Raw genomic sequence first — 26,563 nt, forward strand, 5'->3', positions numbered from 1 at the left:
TAATTAATATTTCTACCCTTTTCTTAAATTAACCCTTGGTTGCACCTTCCATAACACCTTTAAGGATTGATTTGGAACCGATTATATATGCAATTAAAATTGGTGCTATTGCTATTATAACTCCAACCATAGCCGCACCATGGTCGATACCGGCCTGATCTGCCAACCTTGTCAGAGCTACAGGTAGTGTCCACATATGTCTGCTCTGAAGGATTAGAAGTGGCTGCATTAAAACGTTCCAGGAGCCTAAAAATGTTAAGACTGATAGGGCTCCGATACCTGATTTGCTCATAGGTAGAATTATCTTAAGGAAAATCTCAAACTCTCCACAGCCATCAATCCTGGCAGCATCTATAACATCATAGGGAATTGAATTCATAAACTGCGTCATTAAAAAGATTCCAAAGGGATTGGCTATTCCTGGTATTATCATTGGATAGAAGGTGTCTATCCAGCCAAAGAAGTTCATCATTATAAACCAGGGTATGATTGATAATAGACCTGGAATCATCATTGTTGCTAACATTGAAAAGAATAATGTATCTTTAAATTTAAAGTTATATTTAGAGAAACCATATCCACCTAAGGAACAGAAAAATACTGTTAAGATAGTTGCTGTAGTCGAAATAAAGATACTATTAAATAGGTTTCTCCAGATAGGTACATTGCTTATTAATATCTGGTAATTATCCATAAAAGACTGGCCTGGAGCCAGTGAAAAGATAGATGAAAATATCTCTGCCCTGGATCTGGTAGCTAATAAAAACATGTAAAGAAATGGAACAAAGGTTATTATAACTCCAGCGGCTAAAAAAGAATATAATAATACTTTTTTAATAATATTAATAGCCTTCCTCTGTGTATTTGATTCCAGTTTATTGCTGTAATTCATTTAAGCCACCACCAGAGAATAATTTTTTATTTACTAAACTTAAGATTATTATAAATACACACAGTACATATGCCATGGCACTACCTTCGCCAAACTGTCTCCAGTGGAAACCTGTCCTGAATAAGTACATTGCAGTAGTCATCCCTGCTCGCCCTGTACCGCCATCAGCTCCAACCAGTACAAATGGTTCTTCAAAGAGCTGTAAGTTTCCAATTATAGACATGGTAACACCAAAGAAAATAACTGGCTTCAATAATGGCAGTGTTATCTTTGTAAAGACCTGTCTGATACTGGCTCCATCTACTCTAGCTGCTTCATAGAGACTTTTAGGGATTGTCTGGAGTCCAGCAAAATAGATTAACATATTCCAGCCGGTAAACCTCCAGGTAAGTAATCCGGCAATTGAAAATCTAATCAATCTAGGTTCACCTAGCCACCTGGCCGGCAGATCAAAATTGAATGTCTGAAAGAGAAATTCCACTGGTGGCAACTGATTGGCCCAGATTAAGAGTGCATTTAAAAGGCCTGAACGATGACCTAATAGAACATCAAAGATTATTGCTATTGCAACTGCCGAAGTTATATAAGGCAGAAAATATGACGTTCTAAAGAAGTCTTTTAATTTTACATATGTTGAATTTAATATAAAAGCAAGTGTTAATGCAAAAACATGCTGTGGTATTGTTGTCAATGCAAAAATTATAAGTGTACTTTTAACTGAATCCCAGAACCAATCATCTGTTAAGATGTAAGCATAATTATCAAGACCTACAAAGCTCATCTGACCTATTCCATCCCAGGAATTAAAGCTTAAAAAGAAAGAATATAAAATTGGGAAGAGGCCAAATATCAAAAATAAAATGAAAAATGGGGAGATAAAGACATAAGGGGCTACATTTTTACTTAATCTTAATTTATCGCCAATCCCTGAATTATTATTGGATTTCATTTTTTTCCTCCTAGTAAAAAAATACAAAGAAAATTGTTATAATTAAGGGGCTGATAATATCAGCCCCTTTTTTATTTATTGATTGATTTATCTCATTCTTCTTCTTAGTAACTGTTCTGCATCTTCTAAAGCCTGCATGATATCTTTATCGTTTTCCAGTACCTCTGTTAAAGCATCGCCAACGATATCTTCAGCAATATTGTCATATCTATTTGTATTTACTTCAGGAATCTGCATTGCAGCATCTAACCAGAGTTCTCTAACATTCTGACCACCATAAAATTCTGATGGTTCTTCAAAGATTTCATGGTCAAATGCTTCTAGTAATGCTGGGAATATATTAGCTGCTTCGAACTGAGCAATCTGTGGCTCAACGTTAGTAGTTACATATTCAATGAATTCCCATGCTTCTGCTTTATTTTCAGCATCTTCAGGAATAGCTAAGAATGAGCCACCCCAGTTGATATACATATCATCTGGCAGGTTGGAAACTCCCCATTTGCCAGCAGTTTCAGGAGCCATCCAGTTCTGGATATGGCCACCTAACCATGCACCAGAAGTATGAACTAAGGCAGTACCTTCCTGGAATGTTGTGAACCATTCATTTGACCATTCACCAATCTGTCCATCTAGACCTCTATCTCTAACTTCTTTGGCCATTTCAAAAGCTCTAACAAATTTATCTGAAGTTATAATTGGCTCGCCTTCATCATCAAAGAACTGATGATCTCCAGATCTTCTTATCATTTCATAAACTGAAGCTGCATCAGCAAATAACCATTTGTCACCTTCAGCTGCAAATTCTTCTCCAACCTCTATCCAGTCTTCCATGGTATTAAGATCTTCAATATCTACACCTAATTCATCCAGACGATCTCTACGATAGAACATTGTACCTGGGGAAATATCTAAAGGCATTGCAATCAGATTACCTGTATCGTCATTGGTTCCCTGGGCCCATTTGTAACCAATAATATCTTCTTCAAATCTACCTGCATTATATGGCTCAGCAGTTAAATTTTCAAAGCCACCTCTGTTGACAAAGTCACCGACAAATGCAATTTCTACATTGGCTACATCTGGAACATTTGAGCCAGCAGCAATTCTAGTTAATAATGTTTGATGGTGATCATCAAAGTCAGCCACTTCTAATTCTACCCTAATATGCGGGTGCTTTTCATGGAAATCATCTAAGATTGCTTCAAAACCCGAATCCTGATCAGGGAATGCTGCAACTGTGATTGTAGTTACATCCTCAGCCATTAACTCTGTGCTACCACCTAATAATAATGAAGCTGCCATTACAAATACCATAACTGTTAATAATAAACCTTTTTTAGAAAACATGATTGTCCCCCTTAGAATTTTTTGGTCATGATTTAAATTTTGTCTTATATTACTTATAATTTCAAGATCTATTTTTCGGGAGTGGTACCGGAAACCTGAAAAAATATAATTCTGCTTATGTACTTATAAAATTGTAAGAATTATATAAAGTCTCGGGAGTGCTCCCAAAATTATTAAAAAATATATTCCACCCCCAGGGAAAACTGATTAATTATCTGATATATCCTAATGCTTCAGGAATGGAATTATATTTACAATTTTAAGCCTTAACCGGTCCTGTCGATTCACGTTCAATCAATTCTAATTCAAAGATTACATCTTCTCCGTAAACCTCTTCAGGTCTACCCTCTAATTTATCAATCAACTTTTCCATACCTAGATAACCCATCTGATACCTGGGCTGTCTTAAGGTTGAAAGCGCTGGATCTATGATAGAGGCAAGTTCAATATCATCAAAACCTAGAACTGAAATGTCCTCTGGCACTTTGAGCCCGGCTTTTTTTAAGGCTTTAAGGCCACCAACTGCCATCATGTCTGATGCATAAAAAATAGCAGTAATATCTGGGTGATTTTTTATAATATTTTCAGTAGCAGTAAAGGCATCTTCTCTATCAAAAAAACCTGGTTCTATAACCTGATAATCTATATTTGAGTCAGCTAGTGCTTTGCGATAACCTTTAACTCTATCTATTGAAGCGTCTGAAGCTGCTATATCATCACCTTTAACAAAGGCTATTTTTTTGTGGCCTAATCCTAATAAATATTTAGTTCCTTTATAGGCACCATCGATATTATCTACGTTAACTTTTGGTATATTTTCATTATCCATTTTTCTGTCGACAACTATTAAGGGCATTTCTTTATTGGCCAGGCTATTTAAGTAGTCATTTAAAAGCTCATCGCCACCACCACTTATCTTTAAAATACCATCAACCCTGCCCTCTTCAAAGATTCTAATACATTTAAGTTCTTCTTCAACAACCCAGTTACTGTTAGCAAGCATTATATTATAGTTTTCTTCCATGGCTTTATCTTCAGCGCCTTTAACAAACATAGAGAAAAATGAATTGGTGATTTCTGAAACTACCAGACCAACTGTTTTAGTTCTCTGACTGGCAAGGCCTTTTGCTGAACTATTAGGTTTATAGTTTAAGTTTTTTATTACTTCCATAACTTTTTCCCGGGTAGTCTCGCTAACATCATCTTTATTATTTAAGACTCTGGAAACGGTACTTTTTGAGACTCCTGCATGTTCTGCTATTGTATAAATATCTACACTGTTTTTCATAATAGACCTCGCTTTTTTGTGACATAATTTTGAAAATCTTCGGGAGTGGTACCGGGACCGTTCCCAAAAGTTGATTTAATTATATTATATATAATCTTAATTGTCAAACTTTTTTCATTGAATTTTTGATTTATTTTTTAATTCTGATTATAAATTAATCCTATTAAATGCTGGATCTTTGACCAGGCTCTTAAATACTTTAATAAACTGGTCTATCTCTTCTTTTTTTATAATTAAAGGCGGGGCAAATCTTAAAAGGTCTTCTCCGGCTGTAAGTACCAGGATTCCCTGCTTTCTTAAAGCTGTCATCAACTCTTTAGTTTTATCACCAGTTTTAACTGCCAGTAAGAGCCCCATACCCCGGACAGGGCCGAGCCAGCTGACTTCTTCTGAAAGGTTTTCTAAAGATTCTTTTAAATACTGACCTGTTTCTCTGACTGAGCTGAGAAAATCAGGCTGGATTATCTTGTTGACTGTGGCCAGGGCTGCGCTGCAGACCAGGGGATTGCCGCCATAGGTTGTGGCATGGTCTCCTGGCTGAAAACTTTTAGCTACTTTTTCTTTTGCCAATAAGGCGCTAATTGGCACTCCATTACCCAGGGCTTTGGCTGATGTAAAGATATCCGGCTCAACTCCATAAGCCTGATGGGCAAAGAAGTGACCTGTTCTACCGATTCCAGTCTGGACTTCATCAAAGATTAAAAGAATATTTTTTTCATCTGCTAATTTTCTAAGTCCAGTTAAATAATCCTGGCTGGCCGGTCTTACACCACCTTCTCCCTGAACTGGTTCAACCATAATCGCTGCTGTTTCAGGTGTTATAGCATCTTCTGCTGCCTTGAGATCATTAAAGGGGACAACTTTAAATCCAGTCGGTAATGGCTGGAAAGGCTTCTGGTATTTTGGCCTGTCTGTGGCGGCTAGAGTAGCCAGGGTCCGGCCATGGAATGAACGGTCAGCCACTATAATTTCATGTTTTGGCTGATTCTGATTGTAAAAATAGCGCCTGGTCAACTTTAAGGCTGCCTCATTGGCTTCAGCTCCACTATTGGCAAAAAAGACTCTATCAGCTGAACTATTTCCAACCAGGATTTTAGCAAGTTTGTTCTGACTCTCATAATGATAGAGGTTGGAGCCATGGATTAGCTTCTCAGCCTGGTCTTTAATAGCTTTAGTTACATCTGGGTCATTATGGCCCAGTGAATTGACTGCTATGCCAGCTGCAAAATCCAGATAGCAGTTGCCTTCATTATCATAAAGATAAACCCCATTACCTCTTTCAAGGACTAGTGGAATCCGATTGTAGAGGTTCATATGGTATTTATTTTCTAATCCTATAATTTCATTTGTTTGCATAGATATCATCTCCTATAGATTAAGCCAGTTCTTAATTGATCATCGTTCCGATTCCATGGGCTGTAAAGATCTCTAGCAATAAAGCATGTTCCTGGCGGCCATCCAGGATATGAGTTCTATTTACCTGGTTCTGAAGTGCTGTCTTACAGGCTTTGACCTTTGGTAACATTCCGCCAGCAATTCTTCCAGAGGTTATCATCTCTTCAATCTCAGGCAACTTTAATCTGGAAATCCGGCTTTCTGGATCATTTTTATCTGCCAGAATTCCATCGGTATTGGTCAGAACTATTAATTTTTCTGCTTTTAAAGCTGCTGCTATCTCGCCGGCAACGAGATCTGAATTAATATTGTAGCTGTTGCCTGATTGGTCAACTCCAACTGGTGCGATAATTGGGAAATAGCCTGCTGTTAGCATTGTCTCAATTATTACCGGGTTGATTCTATCAACTTCGCCGACATAACCATAATCAAAATCTGTTCCATCAAAATATTTTCTAGCCACTATCAGGCTACCATCACTTCCGGATAAACCGACGGCCTTAGTTCCAGCCAGGCCAGCATAGTCGACTATTCTGGTATTGACCTGGCCGACCAGAGTCTCCCTGACAACTGCCATTGTCTCCTGATCGGTAACCCTAAGACCTTTATGGAAGTAGCTTTCTAAACCAAGTCGATCAAGGCTTTCAGAGATTGCCGGTCCACCGCCATGGACCATTACCGGCTTAATACCGACATATTTTAATAGGGCTATATCTTTTAAAACTGAAGCCAGCATCTCGCCATTGACCATGGCATTGCCTCCATATTTAATGACCATTATCTTTCCCTGGAATTTCTGGATATAGGGCAGGGCTTCAATTAAATTATCTGCTCTTTCGATTAAATCTTTCATCTGATCTCTCCTCATAAATTAACTATAATATTTTGTATTTATATCGATATAGCCGTGGCTGAAATCGCAGGTCCAGATCTTTGCACTGGCATGACCGGCATTGAGATCGACATTTATCAGTATTTCATTCTGGTTTAGTATATCTTTAGGAAAGTTATAGACTTTTTCGGCTGGACCGAAGATCTTATTGCCATTTAATTCAATTACCAGATCTGATTTTGAGAAGTTATTGCTGGCTGAGCCGACTGCAGCAGCAATCCTGCCCCAGGACGGGGCTTCACCGAAGATAGCTGTCTTAACCAGCGGTGAATTGGCTATCTTTCTGGCAATTTTCTCAGCCTCCTCTTCAGTCCTGACACCTGCAGTAACAACTTCGATAAATTTTGTGCAGCCCTCTCCATCTCTAACAATAGCCTGGGCCAGGAATTCGGCAAGCTCAGTCAATACTCTGACAAATTTATGGTAATCATTGCCTTTCTCAGTGATTTCAGGGTTGCCTGCCATACCACTGGCCATTATGGCCGCCATATCATTGGTGCTTTGATCTCCATCAACGGTTATCTTATTAAATGATTTTGCGACTGCTTCTCTGAAAGCTGCATCTAAAAGTTCTGTCTTGATTGCTATATCTGTTGTGAAAAAGGCCAGCATTGTTGCCATATTAGGTTCTATCATCCCTGAGCCCTTGGCAACTCCGCCTATCTTTATTTCTCTGCCTCCAATTTCAAATTTAAAGGCTTTCTCTTTTATACTGGTATCTGTTGTTAGAATTGCTCTTGCAATCTCTGAACCTGAAGATTTATTTAATGAGGCTGCCGCTTGATCTATTCCAGGCTTGATTTTATCCATTGGAAGATTCTTGCCAATAATTCCTGTTGATGCTATAAGAATCTGTTCTTTATCAAGGCTTAATTTGCTAGCAGTCTTTTTTGCCATCTCGACTGTATCTAGCCAGCCCTGTTCACCGGTACAGGCATTGGCAATTCCACTATTTACAACAATTGCTTTTATTCTATCGGACTTAAGCTGTTCTCTACTAAATATTACCGGAGCTGCCTGGACTTCATTGGTTGTAAAGACTGCCACTGTTCTGGCCTCTTTTTCAGCATAGATAATTGCCAGATCAAGACTTGAATTTTTTACTCCTGTTTTAACTGCTGAACCTGCAAAACCTGACGGTGCAAGGATTCCACTATTTATGTCTTTCATTATTATCTCTCCTTATATGTATCTTCCTGTTAATTCAAGGCCCATTTTTTCAGGATAGCCCTGATTTAGATTTAGATTCTGGACTGCCTGACCTGCTGAACCTTTAATCAGGTTATCTATTGCAGCCATGATCACAACTTTTTTAGGCCCTACTTTCTTAACTGTTATATCACAATAATTTGATCCAGTTACATATTTAAGTTCCAATTCTTTATCTTCAAAAATTCGAATAAATTCTTTCTGACTGTAAAATTTCTGATAGGTTTTAATTAAATCAAATCGTAATCTCTCTTCCTCTAAAATAGCGTAACAGGTAATCAGGATCCCACGTTTGACCGGTAAAAGATGAGGAGTAAAGATCAGATCAACCTCTTTCCCTGACCAGCCGACAAGTTTTTCAATAATCTCTGATTGATGGCGATGTTCCCCAACTTTGTAGGCTTTAAAGTTTTCTGCTGTTTCACAGAAATGGAGCTGCTGGCTGGGTTTTCTACCAGCCCCTGATACTCCTGATTTGGCATCTATTATTAGATTATCTGGACTGATTAAACCCTCTTTAATTAGTGGATATAGGGCCAGTATAGATGCTGTTGGATAACAGCCTGGATTGGCTATCAGTCTGGCTGTGCTGATTGCTTTTTGATTTATCTCCGGTAAACCATAGACGGCTTCTGTTATTAACTCAGGGCTGAGATGCTGCTGATACCAGTTTTCATAGAGAGCCTGGCTCTGATATCTAAAATCTGCGCTGAGATCAATAACCTTTAAGCCGCTATTAATAAGCTCTGGCACTATCTCCATTGAAATACCATGGGGAAGGGCTGTAAAGACAAGTTCTGACTTACTGGTAATATCAGCAATGTTAATACTTTTTAATTCCATTTTGAATTTATCTTTTAGATGGGGATAAATCTCTGCAATTTCTCTGCCTGCAAAACTTTCTGAAGTTATCTGCTGAATTTTAACCTCTGGATGGGCTGCAAGTAGCCTGACTAACTCCATGCCAGTATAACCTGTTGCTCCAATTATGCTTACATTAATCATTATTATCTACTCCCTATTTATTTAAATTGATTTATAATCAAAAAAACCGTCTCCTGGCTGAATTTATCAGTCAGAAGACGGTTATATAATCCGCGGTACCACTTCATTTGTAAGTTATAGTTATGCTATAACTTACCTCTCTAGCCTTAACGGAGCTAGCGGACCTCTTTAACATGGAGAGTATTTTAATTTCTCCCTATCTTTACAGAGGACTTCTCCAGAATACGAGTTCAGTTCATTCATCCATCGGTCTTGCACCATCACCGATTCGCTAAAAAGGAGAGGAATGTTCTTACTTATTTCCTTCATTGAAGTTACAAGTATTTATTTCGGTTATTTTAAATATTATACAGCATAATCGTATAAAATGCAATGGAAATCTATAAAAAATATTTTCTCTTCTTAAAATAGCTATAATTCTTCTATTATTTCTCTAAGGGTTGAATCTAATTTCTGCTTTAGCTGACTATAAATATCCATAAGTTCATATCCTTTAGAGGTTAACTCTGAGCCACCACCATCCTTGCCACCAACGGTTTTATTGATAACTTGAGTTCCGACTCGCTCTTCTATCTTCTTGACCTTACCCCAGGCAGTCCGATAGGACATATTCATCTCCCTGGCAGCCTGACTTAATGAGCCAGAATTTTTAACTTCAGTTAAAAGTCGATATAATCCAGGGCCGATAATCTGTTCTCCTCTATCATTTTCAAGCCAGCACCGAAAATTAGCTTTCACAGTTAACCCTCCAATTAATTTTATCTCATTAAGCAACTTCCCAACTGGATAATTCAATCTGCTGAACTGATTAAATCATAATACTGTTAGATTAATAAATTAATTCTCCATTTAAAAATTTCTCAGTTAGATTTCTCTCTGGATCATTAAAAAACTTGTCTTTCTTAGCTACTTCAATCATCTCTCCTTCATAGATCAGGCCTATTCTATCTGCCAGCCGTTTAGCCTGCATGATATTATGGGTAATCATTATAATTGTTTTGTCAGGCTTTTTTATATAACGTTCAATCATCTTTTCGATGATGCTAATATTTGAAGGATCTAGATTAGAAGTTGGCTCATCAAGGAGGAGAACATCAGGTTCAAAGACAACTGCTCTGGCCATGGCTACCCGCTGGGCCTCGCCTCCTGAGAGTTTATCAGCCCTCTGGTCTTTTAGCTCATGGAGTCCCAGGTACTTGAGAAGTTCTTCAATTTCTAACGTTTTGGATTCGGTAATCTTAATTCCTCTTATTTTTAGCGGAAAGATCACATTCTTCCAGACTGATTGCTGGAGCAGGGCTGATCGTTGGAGGACTGTTGTAATTGAGCGTCTCTGTGAAAGATCAGGCAGAGTGCCATCTAAATAACCATTGCCATTGTATTTTATTCTGCCTGAGCTCGGTTTTTCCAGAAAATTTAACAGTCTAAGCAATGTACTTTTACCAGCACCACTGGGGCCAACCAGACCAAAGATTTCACCGGTCTTAAATTCCAGTTCTCTGATATTTAAGATCTGCTTTTCATCATATATTTTACTGATATTTTCTAACCTATATGTAATAGACATTGTTTTAGTTCCGCTCCTTCTCCTGAAGATTGAGCATAAAGATATTTATAATAAATGTTATTGTTAAAAGAATTATACCAAGGGCTATTGCCAGGCCAAATCTGCCCTGCCTGGTTTCCAGCATGATAGCGGTTGTTAATACTCTGGTCTTCCCCCTAATATTTCCTCCGACAAGCATGACTGCCCCAACTTCTGAGATAACTGCTCCAAAGCCAGCAATAATTGCTATTAGTGCTCCCAGTCTTGCCTCTTTAATAATTGTCCAGATCATTTGAAATCTGGTGACTCCCAGGGTCCTGAGCTGGAGCAGAAGGTTTTTATCTACCCCCATTACTGCTGTCATAATAAAACCTGCCACTAAAGGTAATGCAATTACTGTCTGAGCTACGACTATTGCTCTGGTTGTAAAGAGCCAATTCAAATCGCCTAAAGGGCCGGCATTGGAAAAAATTATGAATACAAATAGGCCAACAACAACTGGAGGAAAGCCCATTCCGGTATATAAGAAGGCAGTAATTATCTTTTTACCAGGGAAACTGGCCAGACCGAGAAATGTTCCTAAGGGTAGACCAATAAGCACAGAAAAAACCAGAGCTGTCCCGCTCACTCTAAGCGAGACAGCAATGATCTGCAAAACTTCTCTATCTAAACTGATTAATAATCTAAATGCTTCCTGAAAACCTTCAATTAATGTATCCATTTATATCACCTAAATAAGATATTATTGTTCTTGATATAACAGCATCTGAAACTCTAGTAACTTATTTATTCTTCACCAGAGAAAAACAATGGCTGGCCAAATGTGTCTATCCCAAACTCTCCAATTTTCTTCTGGATATCATCTCTTACCATAAAGTCAACTAGTTGCTGGGCTGCTTCATAATTTGCATTTTCAAATACTTCTGGATTCAATGGAATTATTCCATATGGGTTATTCAGAGCTTCATCGCCTTTATATAAGATCTTTAAATTTGCTAACCCTTCTGCCATTGAGAGGAATGTTCCCCTGTCAGTCAAAGCATATCCAGCCATCTCATTGGCTGTTATTAAAGTTGAACCCATACCCTGGCCTAATGCATTGTACCAGCCTGTATCTTCAACATCTTCCAGGCCTGTCATCTCCCAGAGAGCAATTTCTTTAAGATAGGTTCCTGAATCGTCGCCTCTTGAGAGAAATCTAAGACTGCCATCATTACCGGCTTCATAAATGGCGGTCATTGCTGTCTCTATGTCTGCCCTTTCTCCAACAAGGTCACTTAGACCTGCTGGATCTTCTGGTGGCCCAACAATTACAAAATCATTATACATAATATATGTTCTTTCGGTACCATAACCATCCTCAATAAATTCTTTTTCTAAGTCAGGTGCATGGACCATTAAAATATCTGCATCGCCTCTCCGGCCAATTTCTAGTGCCTGGCCGGTCCCAACAGCTACTACTTCAACTTCAATCCCTGTCTCTTCAGTAAAGATTGGAAGTAGTTCATCTAATAAACCACTGTCCTCTGTGCTGGTGGTTGTTGCCAGCCTGATTGATTCTGCCTGTATCTCATGGCTCATAAATATTCCAACTCCGACTACAAGAGCAAAAATCAAACCTGCTTTTAATAATTTTTTCATAATATCACCTTTGCAATATATTAGACGCTATTTTATTAATAACATAACGCCTTGATAATTTATTCTTGATAATTGCTGAAATTCCTGCAAAAATTCCTCTATATTACTTAATAATATTTACTCCTCTGATATTACTTCAATAAAAACTTCAACTAATTCTGGATCAATTGATATATAATATTTTTTCTGATAAAACCCGACTTATAACTTATCTAAACCATTAATAAGACTGGCAATAGTCTTACTCCATCTTAATAGCTTTTCATCATCTCCAAAATTTGCGGCTAGTTGCAGTCCTAAAGGCAAGCCTTTGTTATTATTACCTGCTGGAAGTGTGATTACCGGTAAGCAGCAGTTTGTCCAGGGTAAGTTCATTGCAGGATCCCCTGTTGAATTAATTCCTATAGGAGCGGGACCTGTCGCTGCCGGTGAAATGAAAATATCTATATTAGCTTCATTCATTGCCTCTTTAATTTCGATTTTTAATTTTAAACGTTGATCTCTGGCCTTATGATAATCATTTTCCTTTATTTTTAGTCCTTCTTCAATTAATTCAGCTGTTTCTCTTCTATATACTTCTGGATATTTTCTATACCAGTCTTTATGTGCTCTGGCAAATTCATAGGCTATCAGGGTTCTATGAAAATTGTTGATCTCCGCTATATTTTCTAGAATAGGTGATTTTTCTATTCTGTAACCTGCTTTCTGTAAAGTTAATTTGTTAGCCTTAAAGTTTTTTAGGGCTATTTTATCTGCCTGATTGAGGTATGCCTGATCAGGTTCTCCTAAAACAGGCTGGGATAACTCTTTAATATTTTTAAAATGCTTCGGGGATAATATGTTTTCAAATATCATTTCAGCTCCACTAACTGTCCTGGTGAAAAAACCTATCTGGTCTATAGTCTCTGAAAACTTTATAAAACCATCTGACGGAATTCTACCCTGGGTTGGTTTAAATCCTACTATACCACAGTAAGCTGCTGGCCTTATCACTGAACCAATTGTCTGGGTACCTAAAGCTAATGGGCAATAACCAGCAGCCACTGCTGCTGCCGAACCACTACTGGAACCTCCAGGAGTATGCTTGAGATTATTTGGATTTCTTGTTGGTCCAGGAGCAGAATGGGCAAATTCTGTAGTTACTGATTTGCCTAAAAAAATTACTCCCTGCGAACGGAGTTTTTTAATTAAGCTACCCTCATTTTCAGTAAGTAGATCCTGGTCTAATCTAGAACCGGCCCTGGTTTTAAAGCCTTCAAGATGGAATATATCTTTGACAGCAACCAGAATGCCAAATAAATTAGGTTTAAAATTATTATTTTGGTGATTTTGTTTGAGTTCTATTATATCTTGTTCCAGTCTTATTTTTTTGTTCTCTTCTGGCAATAGAGCTGCAATTTTATCTTCTTTTTTATTTATAACTGCCAGTGAATGTTCAATTATTTCTTCTAATTTCAGGATATCATTATTTGAATTTTCGATTATATATGGGATATTGAACTCTTCTCTTTTCATTTTTATCACCTCAAAATTTTTTATGGAGTTACTTATAATCAGTTTAGATAAATTTAATCTTGCTATAAAATTTTATCATCTTAAACAAAAATAATTAATGAAAGTCAATAAAATAGGATTAAAAGAAATATAATAGATGTATAATAGAGGTTTTGTAGAGGTGTAGGAGGGATGTAAGAGGGGTGTAGGAGGGGTAGCGAATTGAAACTATCTTTTTTTGTTAAAAGAATATTGATTAAAAATCAATTAATATTATAGAGTAATATTTATTTGCCTGGACTAGTAATTATCAATTAAAATATCATTCCCTTTATGGTTAGCTCATTCTAAGTCAGACACCTATATTTCTTTTGAATTAGTTCATTATAATTTTAAAACAACTTATAATATTATACTATTTTTGAATATTATTAGCAACATTTCGAATGAAATGATAGCTAAAAAGATAATATAATTTGAAAATATAATCATGATAGAAGGAGGAAAACGTGATCTTTTATAGAATAACTTTAATGTGGCAAAGGAAGATTGTATACAATAGACAAAGCCATTCTCTCCTGGGAGGTGATATTAAAATACGGCTAGAGCTCTTTTAATTCTTAGAATTTGAGTATAACAGTAGTAAAAAAATTAAAGGAGGAATTAACAAATGAATAAGAAGTTTACATTAATTTTTGTAGCGATTTTTCTAATGGCAGCTATTTTTACTGCAGGTGAAATGCAGGCTGATGAACCCTGGGCTGCTCTAGAAGGTGAAAGCTTTGATTTAGTTGTCGGCTTTGATGCAGGTGGATCACATGACCTTTCAGCCAGGTATATTGCTGAAGCATTGGAAAAGATTGGCGTAGATGTCAGTGTTGTAAATATGCCAGGTGCTGTTGGCACTGAAGCTGCCTATCATGTAGCCTCTCAGGACCCAGATTCTAATATTTTATTCTGGGGCCATCCTCCAGTAATGATCTTTGAGCCTGCTGCCAGAGATATTGGTTATGAATATGATGACTTTGATGCAGTTGGAGCAATGGGGAGTCCTACCTTTGCTATTGGTTCAAGGGCAGGTGCACCCTGGGAAGATCTTGATGAATTAAGAGCATATATAGACGAAAATCCAGGCGAAGTTATTGTTGGCGGTCAGGGAGAACTTCATATTATGCATTATGCAGTAGAAGCAATTTTACCACCTGATGAGTATGATTATAGGTATGTAGCATTTGCCGGTGGCGCTGATGTTGCTCTTAACTTAACTGGTGGCCATGCAGATGTTGGTCATTTAAGTCTATCAGCTGCTAAGCCTCTCCATGATGATGATGAATTAACTGTTATGGTTCATACATCAGCAGTTGCAGAGAGAGTAGATATGATGCCTGATGTACCTAATGTAACTGAATTTGGTATTGATTTTACTGAGCCACATACATTAGCTGCCTGGGCTCCTGCAGGTACAGATGCAGAAACGAGAGAAGCTTTAAATGCTGCCTTAGCAGAGATAACCAATGATAATGATTTCTTAGAATCTATGGGTGATATGGGCTTTGTTGTATCCCATCATACTATTGAAGAAACAGAAGAGTATTTTAATAGTGTAAGAGATGATTTATTACCTCAATTTATGGACTGGCTCGAAAGTAAGGAGTAATAGAGTAGAAAGTAAGATGCCCGGGGATAACTCCCCGGGGTTTTACTAAAGTAGGAGGCTAATTATGAATCAAAAAAGACTTACAATCAATGGGATTGTTGCTTTGATTTTAATATTGATTTTTTCGATTTTGTTTTACTGGAGCTTTAATATGCCATTGAGATCAGAAGAAGTTCTTATACCAAGAATATCTATTGGCATAATCCTTGCCGGTGCAATCATTATATTTATTAGAGATTTAATTAGACCTGAATTTATTCCTGATTTAGATTCGAGATATACAATTCCAGGTATTATTCTAGTAGCTTTAGCACTTTATACTTATATTTCTATGGTGCTCAACATAGGTCTAATTGTATCTACATTTTTAAATTTAGCTTTTTGGTGGATTATTATTGAATATATTGATACTAAAAAGAATAATCTCCAGAACGAACTAAAAAGTAGGATCATAAAAAAGTTGATTTTAGCTCTTTTAGTTACTGCTGCAGCTTATATTTTATTTATAACAATTATTTCTATGTATATGCCAAATACAATTTTATTTTAATATTTGAAAATATATTAGTGAGTATTGAGGAGGACAGAATATGTTTGAAATGGAAGCACTAGCTTCAGCATTCTTTATTGTTTTTTCATTAGATACAATGCTTTTTATTCTAGTAGGTGTTATAATCGGAATTTCATTTGGTGCTATTCCAGGTTTAGCCCATACTCTTCCAATAGCGATTGCCTTGCCTTTATCTTTTGTATTGCCTATTCATCAGACTATGGGTTTATTAATAGGAACATATAAAGGTGGAACATATGGAGGATCGATAACTGCAATTGCTTTTGCCACGCCTGGAACCTCAGGAGCAGCTGCAACTGTTGCTGATGGGTATGCTTTAACTGAGCAGGGTAAGGGTAAAAAGGCGCTTCAAATGGCTTTATATTCCTCTATTATAGGTGATAGCATTAGTGATATAGCACTAATATTTTTAGTTGTTCCTATTGGAATGATTGCTCCAAGTTTTGGGCCTAGTGAATTGACAGCTCTTTACATAATGGCCTTATCTCTGGTAATAATTTTAGCTGCTGATAACCCTGGAAAAGGCCTGGTTTCAGCTGGAATAGGGTTTTTTCTGGCCATAATTGGTAGAGATATTGTTACTGGAAGTTTAAGGTTTACTTTTGGATTTAGACAATTGGCATCTGGCTTCCCTTTAGTACCTTTGTTAATGGGTTTCTTTGCTGTACCAGAGATAGTTAAGCAGATGACAGATGTATTTAGAAATCCAAAATCTGCAGAAGAAGTGGATGTCAAAAAACGTGAAAATGAGGATCAAGAAGGTTTAACATTTAAAGAGTTAATAGGTGCCTGGAGAGGTTTATCAATAGGTACGATTCTTGGAATTTTTCTTGGAGCCCTGCCTGGACCAGGTGCAACTTTAAGTTCTTATACAGCTTATAGTGTTACAGCACAGGCAACAAAGGATAAAAATTATGGTAAAGGCTCTCTTGAAGGAGTTGCTGCAGCTGAATCTGCTAATAATGCAACCTGTGGCGCTACCTTTATTCCAATGCTGACTTTTGGAATTCCTGGAAGTTCTATTGCTGCTCTATTAATGGCGGCTTTGATTATGGAAGGAATACCTGTTGGCCCTAGAGTTGTAGTCGACCATACAGAAACAGTCTATATTTTGTTTCTATTATTATTACTTGCCAATCCATTTAATTTTATAATGGGGAAAGTATTAATACCTGTCTATACTAAATTAACCAGGTTGCCTGCAAGGATTCTATGGCCATCTATCTCAGTTTTATTAGTTTTAGGAACTTATGCTTATAATACCAGACCATTTGATGTTATTATTATGATTATATCAGGTGTTATTGGCTGTTTCTTCTACTGGTTTAAAATACCTGATGGTCCTTTAGTTCTTGCATTTTTAGTGACCCCATTATTTGAAAGAAGTTTTCGTCAGGCATCAACTATCTCCGGCGGTGATTACGCTTTCTACTTTGAAAGTACAATTGCCAGAGTATTATGGGGAATAACTATAGCGGCTCTAATATTCTTTTTCTGGAAACGGTTTAAAAATAATCGTCAACTGGAGTAGATTATAGTAGACAGGAGTAGATTGTATGAATAAGATAATAAAAGACATTAATCAGGAGATTAAAAGTTTAGAGTCAGAATTAATTGATTTGCGAAGGGATTTCCACAAATATCCTGAGCTTGGATTTGAAGAAGTTAGAACTTCTAAAATAGTAGCTAATTACCTTGCTGAATTAGGAATTGAAGTTGAGAAGAATGTTGCTAAAACAGGAGTTGTGGGACTTCTTAAAGGTGGTGGCAAAGGTAAAACACTGCTTTTAAGAGCAGATATGGATGCTCTGCCTATAAATGAAAAGACTGGCTTACATTATTCTTCTGAAAATGAAGGAATTATGCATGCCTGTGGTCATGATGGCCATACAGCAATCCTGCTTATAATTGCAAAGATTATATCTAAATATAAGGATTTGATTTCTGGAAACATTAAGTTTGTCTTTCAGCCAAATGAGGAAGATGCCGGAGCTGCTGAGATGGTTAAAGAGGGTATTTTAAAAAGTCCAGATGTTGATGGGGCTATTGGCCTTCATTTATGGTCTCCTCTAAAGACTGGAGTAATTGGTCTTAAATCCGGGCCATTAATGGCAGCAAGTGAATATTTTAATGTTAAACTCCAGGGCCCTGGTGGTCATGGAGGGGCGCCTCATAAAACTATTGATCCAGTGAATACTGCAACCAGTATTATTAACAGGCTAAAAACTATTGAAACAAGAAATTTTGATGTTATAAATGAACCAACTTTAATAACTACATGCAAATTAGAAGCTGGTGATTTTCCGATAGTTATTCCAGAAGAAGTGAGTTTTGCTGGATCAATCAGAACTCTTCATCCTAAAATGAATCAGGTTAAAGAAAAATTCGAAAATATAGTTGAAAAAGAAGCTGAAATAGACGGACTTAATTACGAGATAGATTTTAAATGTGGAAATCGTTTATTAGATAATAATTTAGAGATGGTTAAAGTAATAAAAGGAGCTGTTGCTGTATCCCGGGATAAACTTACTATTAAAGAAAAAGGGATTGCAGTTATGCTTGGAGAAGATTTCTCAGAAATTTCTTTGAAAGTACCATCAGCCTTTTATTTTGTTGGGACAGGAAATGCTAATAAAGGTACTGACTATCCTCATCACCATCCAGAGTTTAATATTGATGAGGATTCTCTGAAAATAGCAGTTAAGATTCAAATGCTTTCTATCTTAAGATATTTTAATTTAATATGATAATGATGAATTATAAAACCTGGCTATAATAGCCAGGTTTTTGTTTTCTAGTAACATTTAAAAGAACTAGGTTTTAAATTATTTTTAGAGTTATTTATAAAATTATTCTCGGTAATTATTCGGATAAAATATTATCAAATCTCTTATACTTCCAGGGTAAATACATTAATACTCCTAATAATATCCAGCCTATTATACCGATTGCAATATCTATATTGCCATAGCCTAAGTGTTGCAATTGGTCTGTATAAACTTCATTAATTATTGAGAATGTTAACATAAAATATCCTATACCAAAAAAATAAGTATAATAAAGTATTTCCAGCATGGTATAACTAAAAAATAATATTATGAATGGTAGTGCCAGAAAAATAAGTTCAAGAAAAATTTCCAGGTTCATGCTGGTAAAATAAAGTAGAGTATTATTGAATCCTACTGTTAAAATCACAAGTATTATATATAGTATAATCGATAAAACCTGACCTGTTTTTTTAATGTCTTTAACTTGATTTATTTTAAATATTGAAGGAATAAATGAATCTTTATCCATTTGATAAAAGGCCCCCTGATTATTCACATAATTTCTTTTAAAGGTTTACCAGTATCAAAGCTATTACTGTCATGATTACTGAGAAAACCTCTTTATTCATTCTTTCTCCGAAAATCAAATATCCTGTTATTACTATATAAAACTATGATATATGCACTAAATATTGGGAAGATAACTGTACTATTAATATTCAACCTGATTAATAATTTTTTTAATAGCTGATTTAATCTCTTGATGCTTGATCATTTCAATACTTTTATTCCAAAGTTGATCCTGTAGATCTTTATCATAGGTTATACTGGCCGGTTTGCTCTTTCTTTTATTAATATAGTAATTACCTGTCTCTCCTTTAACTTTTTCAGAATCAGCAAGATAAACCGGTGTAATAGCTCCATTTTCTGCAGGGGAACCATTTAATGACCAGCCTCTTCTAAGAACTTTTGTATCTATAACTCCAGGATCCAGACAATTAATTGCAATTTTATTTTGATAAAGCCTGGCTAACTTAAATGTAAATAGATTCATTGCTGTTTTAGAATCCTTATAAGCCTTCATGGCATCATAATTTTTTGGTTCCCAGATATCATTAAGGTCTATTTTACTGGAATGACTAATCGAGCTGACATTGATAATCCTGGGATCATTACTATTCTGTATATTTTTAAGGAGAAATAAGGTTAAAATGAAATGGGAATGGAAATTTACTGCCAGGGTCTTTTCTATTTTATCCTGGCTATATTTAAAGTTTTGCTGATAGGTTCCGGCATTATTAATTAAGATATCAACTTTCTTTTGGCTGGATTTAATTCTTTCAGCCATTTGATATACTTCAAGCTGAGATTCTAAATCTGCTATTTCAATATTATAATCTCTATTATTGGTCTTCTTTAGTTCTGCCACGACTTTTGCTGCTTTTTCTCTATTTCTACCATGAATGATTAAGCTATAATCTCTATTTGCAAGCTCTTTTACTATCTCCCTGCCAATTCCATCTGTTGCACCTGTGATTAATGCTTTTTTCATTTTAAGGCCAACCTCCTTAAAACAAAATTCTTATTTATATGTTATTATATCAGGTTAATTCTCAAAGTAACAGGCAAAAAATAATGACCCTTTGGTATTAAATATTCAAGGGCCATTTAATCTTTCTCAATAATATTTTAAGAATTTAGTAATTAACAGTTTTCAACAAATTGAATTTTTAAGCCATTTGGGTCTAATATATAGAAGAAACGTATATTAGGGTTAGGCTGAAATGGGCCACTATGGATTGATATACCTTTATCTTTTAAATATGTCATCATTTCATTAACTGAATCAATTTCAAAGCCTAATGAAATATCTTTTCCAATCTTAATTTCTTCTTGATTATCTTCAAAGACAAGTTCAACTTTAGTTTCGCCATCACCTAAAAATGCTATTTCTCTATCAGGTTCGACTTCAAATCTTCTTTCAACCTCAAGGCCAATGATATTCTGATAAAATTCTAAGGATTCTTCAAAATCTTTAACATGGAGTGTTGCCCAGCAAAATTTCATTATGCCACCTCTCATTTAATAGTATTTATTATTTGAGTTTAATATTTTTCATAATGGACTTTATCTTCATTATAACGATCACGTCTTCTGCTCTCCCTCTCCGGGTAGCCAATAGCAATAACATTCAATGGAATAATATTCTCCGGGAGTTCAAGTAAATCTGATAACTCTGTATAGTATTTTTCTACTGGATAAACCCCTAACCAACAGGCACCCAGGCCTAAATCTTCTGCCATCAATAGCAGATTTTGAGTTGCTGCTGAACAGTCCTGAACCCAGAAATCTTTATAAGCATTTTTATCACCACAGACTGCTATTGCCAGTGGTGCATCTTTAAGCATTTTAGAGTATTTATGAAATTCCATGATTTTATCCATTGTATCATTATCTTTGATAACTACAAACTCCCATGGTTGTTTATTATGAGCTGAAGGCGCTGACATTGCTGCCTCTAATAGTTTTTGAATTTTCTCGTTTTCAACTTCTTTGTCTATGAACTTTCTCTTACTTCGCCTGTTAAATAATACTTTTTCAAATTCCACTTATATCCCTCCTGATATACTTTGGCATTCTTAAATTAAATCTCTAAAGTTTATTATAATACATTTAAGAAGAATGTTAAATTTTTTTATGATAATTTTTCATGAGGAAATAAAAAAATCCCACAAAACTAATTGTGGGGTTCAATCATTCTTAATTTATATTGAAATATAATTATTACCAGCTGCGATGATGTCTAATTCGATTTGACAAAATTCCAGTCATGTTTGAAAAGAAACCGATACCTGTGCTGTTTAATTCATCCTGAAGTTCAAAAATTTGATCTTCTAATTCTATTAGTTCCTGCTCTGGAGCTTCTTCTTTAATTAGCTCTCGATATTCCTCCATTAATACTTCAATTCTAACGATTGTTCTTAGTTCATCTCTCTGAATTTCTCTAATTTCTTCTTCACTCATATCTGAAAATCTACTTATATCAGAATCAAACCAGGGACTTCTCATCATGCCCATGCCACCCATCATGCCACCTCTAAATCTTTGATCTGAAGCGGCATAAGAATCTGCAAGCCAGTTTCTCATCATAAATATCTCTTCTCTCTGACTATTGCTTATACTAACTGCCAGTTCAGCAACTTCCTCATGCTCAGCTAATCCCTGAGCTAATAACTGCTGTGACATCATTACTGCCTCCATATGATGAAAAATCATGTCTTCTAAGAAAGCTTCTTCTAACTGAGGGCTTTCTATATCTGAATAATCTCCCATCATTGGTTCATAAACAAAATCGTTTTCTCTATCAGAATACCAGTTATCTAAATAGCTGTTCATCTGATCAATCTCTTCACTCTGAGTTGCTATAATTTCACTGGCAAACTCTCTCATCTCTTCGCTATCTGTATTATCTCTTAAAGTTGTTGCTGTTCTAACAGCTTCTTCATGGTGAGGTATCATTTTTATCAAGAAATCATACTCACTTTCAATTGAAGTATGCATCATTCTGCCAGAGCCCATCATCCCTCCAAAACCCATCATGTCACCAAATCCAAAGTTTTCAAAATCGTCAAATGACTGATCTATATCATCCTGAGTTCTTCTACCCATATGACCTCTATTACCCTGCATAGCTGTAGCATTCATTCCAATAAGTCCAAAGACTAAAACTACTGACAGACTAACTATAATTAATTTTTTCAACTAAAAAACCTCCTTAAAGCTTTTCAATCCTGTTTGAAACTTATATGAACTAATTTAATTTGCTTAAGGTAATTATATATCTGAAATATAAAGATAATATGAATTTGAATTACTGTTTATATTAATATTGTCTAAGTTTAAGTAATTATAGCGTTCTTGAGTTATTGTGTCAAGTTTATATTTAACAAAAACCTCTTCGAGCAACAGATTATTCTGTAACTGAAGAGGCTTAAAAATTTTTATTTTTTTATTATTAAATTTTTAGATTAATCTAATTCTGGTATATTGCCATCTTTATAGAGAATACAACGGACCTGATGACTATCATTGAGTTGATTCATTTCAGGTATGGTCTGGCTGCATTCAGGCTTTCTGTATGGACAACGGGGATGGAAACGACAACCTGATGGTGGATCTATCAGACTAGGAATGTCACCTGTTGAACCCATTTTTTCTTCCCTAAAACCTTTTTCTGGCTGTGGAGCTGCTGACCTTAATAGTTTTGTATAGGGATGTCTTGCTTGCTGAATCACTTCATCTGTTGGCCCAATTTCAACAAGCATACCGGCATACATTACTGCTATTCTATCTGCTATATATCTTGCTCCAGCCAGATTATGAGTAATATAAAGATAAGAGATTTGATCTTTATCTCTAAAGTTTTTAATCATATTCATAATTGTCATTCTAATTGAAACATCAAGCATAGATGTTGGTTCATCAGCCAAAAGAAGAACTGGCTCAACTGAAATAGCTCTAGCTATATTGATTCTTTGGAGCTGTCCCCCTGAAAGTTCATGGGGAAATTTATCTAAAAACTGCTCAGCTGGTTCAAGTCCTACCTCTGTTAAAACTTCGACCATTTTTTCTTCTATTTCTGATTTAGGGCAGATATTATGGATGATAAATGGTCTGCTTAAGATAGATCTAATTTTATGGGTTGGATTGAGTGCACCAAAAGGATCCTGGAATATCATCTGAACCTGTTTCCGATACCAGTCAATTTTCTTTTTATATTCAGGTGCATAGATATCTTCCCCCTGAAAGATTACCTTCCCTCCTGTTGGGCTATAAATTCTAGCCACAGCTCTAGCTGTTGTTGTCTTGCCACTTCCTGATTCACCAACTAATGCAACTATCTCCCCCTTATTAATTGTTAGATTGACATCATCCATTGCCCTAACTTTCTCGCCAGAACGACCTATTGCTCTAATTGGAAAATGGAGAGAAACATTTTTTAATTCTAATAATGACTCTGTCATCTTATCTCTCCTCCCCTGCTAAAAAGCAACGGGCCAGCCGTCCTGAGCTGTCATAGCTTTTAAATTCTGGATTTTCTTTTTTGCATCTGGCAAAGGCATAGGGACAACGGGTTTCGAATTTACAGCCTGTTGGCAGTTTGAAAAAGTCAGGTGGTTTACCAGGGATACCGCCGACTTCTTTAATCTCTCCTACAAGTGGTGGAAATGATGCCATAAGCCCTTCTGTATAAGGATGGGCTGGATTTTTATAAATTTCTTCAGCATTCCCTAGTTCCACCAGACGGCCTGCATACATAATAGCCAATCTATCTGAAATTTCAACAAGCAGTGAAAGATCATGGGTTATAAAGATTATAGAAAAACCAAATTTCTCCTGAAGATCACCGATTTTTTCAATAATATTCCTTTGAACAACTACATCCAGGGCTGTTGTTGGCTCATCCATAATAATTATATCTGGTTGAAGTATCATAGCCATGGCAATCATAATTCTCTGTTTCATGCCACCTGATAGCTGATGTGGATAATCATAAAGTCTATCTGGAGTTATATTTACAAGCTCCAGAAGTTCTTTTGCCCTGGCAATAGCCTCTTTTTCTTTAAGTCCTGGCCTATGAGCATACATAGCATCCAGTAGTTGTTCTTTAATTGTTATAACTGGATTTAGAGCATTCATGGCTGATTGAAAAACCATTGATATCTTTGACCAGCGAACTTTTTTCATTGCTTTATCTGATAAAGTTGCCAGATTCTGACCTCCATAATTAATTGAGCCTGAAAAAATTTGGCCATTATCTTCTAAAAGTTTTAAAATGCTATAGGCCAGAGTTGATTTTCCGCAACCTGATTCACCAGCAATACCCAGGAATTCTCCTGAACCAAGTTTAAAACTGACTTCTTTAACTGCTTCAACCCGGCCCTGTTTAACCTGGTATCCTGATGTCAAATTATCTATTTCTAATATAGTTTCTGCCATTATATTTCTACCTCTTTCTAATCTTTGGATTAGATATTTCATCAATTGCAAAGTTCATTAGAGCAAATGAAGCTCCTAACATACCAATAAATAATCCTGGAGGCAGGAACCACCACCATGCTCCATATAAAAGGGCAGCATTATTTTGAGCCCAGTATAGCATTGTACCCCAGGTAACAGCTGCCATATTACCAAGTCCAATAAACTCCAGCGTGGCCTGGCCAATAACTGCTGCCATTGTTGAAGTAAAGAAGGTTACCATAACCAGAGAAATTATATTTGGCAGTATTTCTCTGAAAATAATGACCAGAGTTGATTCTCCAAGAACTTCTGCCACCTGAACGAATTCTCTTTCTCGCATTGACATTACCTGGGACCTGATAACCCGGGCTCCCCAGGCCCAACCAGTAAGTGATAATACTAAAATTATAGGCATTATACCTCTCATAGTAATATATGAAGCTATAACTATAATTAAAGGTAAGCTTGGAATAACTAGAAAGATATTATTAATAAATGATAAAAAATCATCTGCTCTGCCGCCAAGATAGCCACTTAATAAACCAACTGTCAGGGCAACAAAGGTTGAAATTGTACCTGTAATAATTCCTACCATAAGTGTCAATCTGGTACCGTGGATAAGCCTTGAGAAAATATCATAGCCTGCATGGGATGTTCCTAAAAGATGCTTTCCTCCTGGCTCTGCTCTCATCGGAAACTGACCATCTTCGTCTGATGATTGCCTTATTTCGTAAGGTGCAATAATTGGTGCAAAAATAGCTATTATAAGAAATATTAAAAATATTGTCAGACCTACTAAGGCCTTTTTATTACCTACAAATAATTTAAATGTATCCTGAATCATCTTGCATCACCGTCCCGTACTCTTGGATCTAATGCCATTATGGCTATATCTGATAAGAAGTTTGCTATTAGTACTCCTAAAGTTATAAATAAGAAAATTGCCTGAAGTAATGGATAGTCCTGCTGCTGAATAGCCTGGTACAGCATAAACCCTACACCTGGATAGGAAAAGACTATCTCTGTAATGAGACTGCCACCAACTATAAAACCCAGAGCCATGGCAAAGCCTGAAATCGATGGTAATATAGCATTTCTAGCAGCATACATATTTCTGATTCTAGATGTTGAAAGTCCTTTTGCTCTAGCTACTGTAATATAATCTTCAGCCAGAACATTAATCATATTATTTCTTATTGTAAGAAGCCAGTAACCAAGGGAACTGATTGTAATTGTAAAAGCTGGTAATATTCCATGATAGGCTACTGATTTAATAAATTCCCAGCGTTGAGCCCAGGAGACTGTAACTGCCCTGGAGCCTCCTAAAGGAAACCACGGCCTTTCAAAGGCGAAAAAGTAGACAAGAATAAGTCCAAGCCAAAAATATGGAAATGACCTTATAAATAAAAATAAACTTATAATGGCATCTGAAATTTTGCTTCTACGATACCAGCCAACAAATATTCCTATAAATGTTCCAATCAAAAAACTTATAATGGTTGATAAACCAATAAGACCAATTGTCCAGGGTAATGCTTTTCTTAGGACAACCCAGACTGGTGTAGGATAATGGCTTATTGATATACCAAGATCTCCCTGAGCAACATTAACTAAATAATCTCCAAACTGGAGAATTACATTTCTATCTGTATCGACTCCAAAGGCTGTTCTGATTGCTTCCAGGTTTGCCGGTTCTACTCCATCAAGTCGACTAACTATTATCTGAGCAGGATCTCCTGGCATAAGTCTAGGTAATATAAAATTTATAAGTAAGGCAATTAGGATTGCAAATAAAAGCCATCCTGTTTTCCTTAAAAAATACTTCATCTTCTTCCTCCTCATATGTAAAAGTTCAGGCCCCTTAAGCCGGGGCCTGGACTTATTGGTT

26 protein-coding genes and 1 other annotated feature are annotated in these 26,563 nt (G+C 36.2%); of the genes, 4 read left to right on the forward strand and 22 right to left on the reverse strand.

The window, feature by feature from the left end; translation table 11 throughout:
• Positions 1-28 precede the first annotated feature (28 nt).
• From I0Q91_RS04210 to I0Q91_RS04270, 13 genes are all read right to left on the reverse strand, one after another.
• Positions 29-892, reverse strand: coding sequence for a carbohydrate ABC transporter permease (locus I0Q91_RS04210; RefSeq protein WP_270453066.1), 864 nt, complete (start codon positions 890-892; stop codon positions 29-31).
• Positions 876-1,841, reverse strand: a complete 966-nt coding sequence (locus tag I0Q91_RS04215) for a carbohydrate ABC transporter permease (protein WP_270453067.1) — start codon at positions 1,839-1,841, stop codon at positions 876-878. The genes I0Q91_RS04210 and I0Q91_RS04215 overlap by 17 nt, the downstream gene beginning before the upstream one ends.
• Before the next feature lie 87 nt (positions 1,842-1,928).
• Entirely contained in the window at positions 1,929-3,188 is a 1,260-nt protein-coding gene (locus tag I0Q91_RS04220; RefSeq protein WP_270453068.1) for an ABC transporter substrate-binding protein, read from the reverse strand.
• A gap of 259 nt (positions 3,189-3,447) precedes the next feature.
• Positions 3,448-4,476, reverse strand: a complete 1,029-nt coding sequence (locus I0Q91_RS04225; protein WP_270453069.1) for a LacI family DNA-binding transcriptional regulator — start codon at positions 4,474-4,476, stop codon at positions 3,448-3,450.
• Between the two features lie 147 nt (positions 4,477-4,623).
• Positions 4,624-5,832 carry an aspartate aminotransferase family protein gene (locus tag I0Q91_RS04230; protein WP_270453070.1) on the reverse strand — a complete coding sequence of 403 codons (1,209 nt, stop codon included), beginning with the start codon at positions 5,830-5,832 and terminating at the stop codon, positions 4,624-4,626.
• 31 nt (positions 5,833-5,863) lie between these two features.
• Complete coding sequence (argB, locus tag I0Q91_RS04235) at positions 5,864-6,724, reverse strand: acetylglutamate kinase (RefSeq protein WP_270453071.1); 861 nt, start codon at positions 6,722-6,724, stop codon at positions 5,864-5,866.
• Between the two features lie 18 nt (positions 6,725-6,742).
• Entirely contained in the window at positions 6,743-7,933 is a 1,191-nt protein-coding gene (argJ, locus tag I0Q91_RS04240) for a bifunctional glutamate N-acetyltransferase/amino-acid acetyltransferase ArgJ (protein WP_270453073.1), read from the reverse strand.
• Between the two features lie 12 nt (positions 7,934-7,945).
• Positions 7,946-8,977, reverse strand: coding sequence for an N-acetyl-gamma-glutamyl-phosphate reductase (gene argC / locus I0Q91_RS04245; protein WP_270453074.1), 1,032 nt, complete (start codon positions 8,975-8,977; stop codon positions 7,946-7,948).
• A gap of 70 nt (positions 8,978-9,047) precedes the next feature.
• Positions 9,048-9,295, reverse strand: a binding site (T-box leader).
• Between the two features lie 93 nt (positions 9,296-9,388).
• Positions 9,389-9,715, reverse strand: a complete 327-nt coding sequence (locus tag I0Q91_RS04250; RefSeq protein ID WP_270453076.1) for a winged helix-turn-helix domain-containing protein — start codon at positions 9,713-9,715, stop codon at positions 9,389-9,391.
• Between the two features lie 91 nt (positions 9,716-9,806).
• Positions 9,807-10,544 carry an ABC transporter ATP-binding protein gene (locus tag I0Q91_RS04255; RefSeq protein ID WP_270453077.1) on the reverse strand — a complete coding sequence of 246 codons (738 nt, stop codon included), beginning with the start codon at positions 10,542-10,544 and terminating at the stop codon, positions 9,807-9,809.
• Positions 10,545-10,548: 4 nt separating this feature from the next.
• Entirely contained in the window at positions 10,549-11,244 is a 696-nt protein-coding gene (locus I0Q91_RS04260) for an ABC transporter permease (RefSeq protein WP_270453078.1), read from the reverse strand.
• A 65-nt stretch (positions 11,245-11,309) separates the two neighbouring features.
• A complete protein-coding gene (locus tag I0Q91_RS04265) occupies positions 11,310-12,164 on the reverse strand; it encodes an ABC transporter substrate-binding protein (RefSeq protein WP_270453079.1) in 855 nt (284 codons plus the stop codon).
• A 201-nt stretch (positions 12,165-12,365) separates the two neighbouring features.
• Positions 12,366-13,679: an amidase gene (locus I0Q91_RS04270; protein ID WP_270453080.1), complete on the reverse strand. Its 1,314-nt coding sequence runs from the start codon at positions 13,677-13,679 to the stop codon at positions 12,366-12,368.
• 649 nt (positions 13,680-14,328) lie between these two features.
• On the opposite strand from I0Q91_RS04270, the gene I0Q91_RS04275 reads away from it, so the two are divergent.
• From I0Q91_RS04275 to I0Q91_RS04290, 4 genes are all read left to right on the forward strand, one after another.
• Positions 14,329-15,315, forward strand: coding sequence for a tripartite tricarboxylate transporter substrate binding protein (locus I0Q91_RS04275; RefSeq protein WP_270453081.1), 987 nt, complete (start codon positions 14,329-14,331; stop codon positions 15,313-15,315).
• Between the two features lie 64 nt (positions 15,316-15,379).
• Positions 15,380-15,865 (forward strand): tripartite tricarboxylate transporter TctB family protein, encoded by a 486-nt coding sequence (locus I0Q91_RS04280; RefSeq protein WP_270453083.1) that lies wholly within the window; start codon positions 15,380-15,382, stop codon positions 15,863-15,865.
• 40 nt (positions 15,866-15,905) lie between these two features.
• On the forward strand, positions 15,906-17,417 hold the full coding sequence (locus I0Q91_RS04285) for a tripartite tricarboxylate transporter permease (protein ID WP_270453084.1): 1,512 nt from the start codon (positions 15,906-15,908) through the stop codon (positions 17,415-17,417).
• 25 nt (positions 17,418-17,442) lie between these two features.
• Positions 17,443-18,633 (forward strand): M20 metallopeptidase family protein, encoded by a 1,191-nt coding sequence (locus I0Q91_RS04290; protein ID WP_270453085.1) that lies wholly within the window; start codon positions 17,443-17,445, stop codon positions 18,631-18,633.
• Between the two features lie 115 nt (positions 18,634-18,748).
• On the opposite strand, the gene I0Q91_RS04295 is transcribed toward I0Q91_RS04290, so the two are convergent.
• From I0Q91_RS04295 to I0Q91_RS04335, 9 genes are all read right to left on the reverse strand, one after another.
• Positions 18,749-19,183: a hypothetical protein gene (locus I0Q91_RS04295; RefSeq protein ID WP_270453087.1), complete on the reverse strand. Its 435-nt coding sequence runs from the start codon at positions 19,181-19,183 to the stop codon at positions 18,749-18,751.
• Between the two features lie 183 nt (positions 19,184-19,366).
• Positions 19,367-20,206, reverse strand: coding sequence for an SDR family NAD(P)-dependent oxidoreductase (locus I0Q91_RS04300; protein WP_270453088.1), 840 nt, complete (start codon positions 20,204-20,206; stop codon positions 19,367-19,369).
• A 152-nt stretch (positions 20,207-20,358) separates the two neighbouring features.
• A complete protein-coding gene (locus I0Q91_RS04305) occupies positions 20,359-20,721 on the reverse strand; it encodes a VOC family protein (protein WP_270453090.1) in 363 nt (120 codons plus the stop codon).
• Between the two features lie 38 nt (positions 20,722-20,759).
• The gene (locus I0Q91_RS04310; protein ID WP_270453091.1) at positions 20,760-21,263 is read right to left on the reverse strand and encodes a nitroreductase family protein; all 504 of its coding nucleotides are present in this window, start codon (positions 21,261-21,263) and stop codon (positions 20,760-20,762) included.
• A gap of 175 nt (positions 21,264-21,438) precedes the next feature.
• Positions 21,439-22,416: a DUF305 domain-containing protein gene (locus I0Q91_RS04315; protein WP_270453092.1), complete on the reverse strand. Its 978-nt coding sequence runs from the start codon at positions 22,414-22,416 to the stop codon at positions 21,439-21,441.
• Between the two features lie 266 nt (positions 22,417-22,682).
• On the reverse strand, positions 22,683-23,678 hold the full coding sequence (locus tag I0Q91_RS04320) for an ABC transporter ATP-binding protein (RefSeq protein WP_270453093.1): 996 nt from the start codon (positions 23,676-23,678) through the stop codon (positions 22,683-22,685).
• Position 23,679: 1 nt separating this feature from the next.
• A complete protein-coding gene (locus I0Q91_RS04325; protein ID WP_270453094.1) occupies positions 23,680-24,654 on the reverse strand; it encodes an ABC transporter ATP-binding protein in 975 nt (324 codons plus the stop codon).
• Positions 24,655-24,661: 7 nt separating this feature from the next.
• Positions 24,662-25,519, reverse strand: coding sequence for an ABC transporter permease (locus tag I0Q91_RS04330; RefSeq protein ID WP_270453095.1), 858 nt, complete (start codon positions 25,517-25,519; stop codon positions 24,662-24,664).
• Positions 25,516-26,502: an ABC transporter permease gene (locus tag I0Q91_RS04335; RefSeq protein ID WP_270453096.1), complete on the reverse strand. Its 987-nt coding sequence runs from the start codon at positions 26,500-26,502 to the stop codon at positions 25,516-25,518. Before I0Q91_RS04335 ends, I0Q91_RS04330 begins: the two co-directional genes overlap by 4 nt.
• Between the last annotated feature and the right edge of the window lie 61 nt (positions 26,503-26,563).

Origin of the sequence: Halonatronomonas betaini, from assembly GCF_015666175.1 — a bacterium.
Taxonomy (GTDB): Bacteria; Bacillota; Halanaerobiia; order Halanaerobiales; family Halarsenatibacteraceae; genus Halonatronomonas; species Halonatronomonas betaini.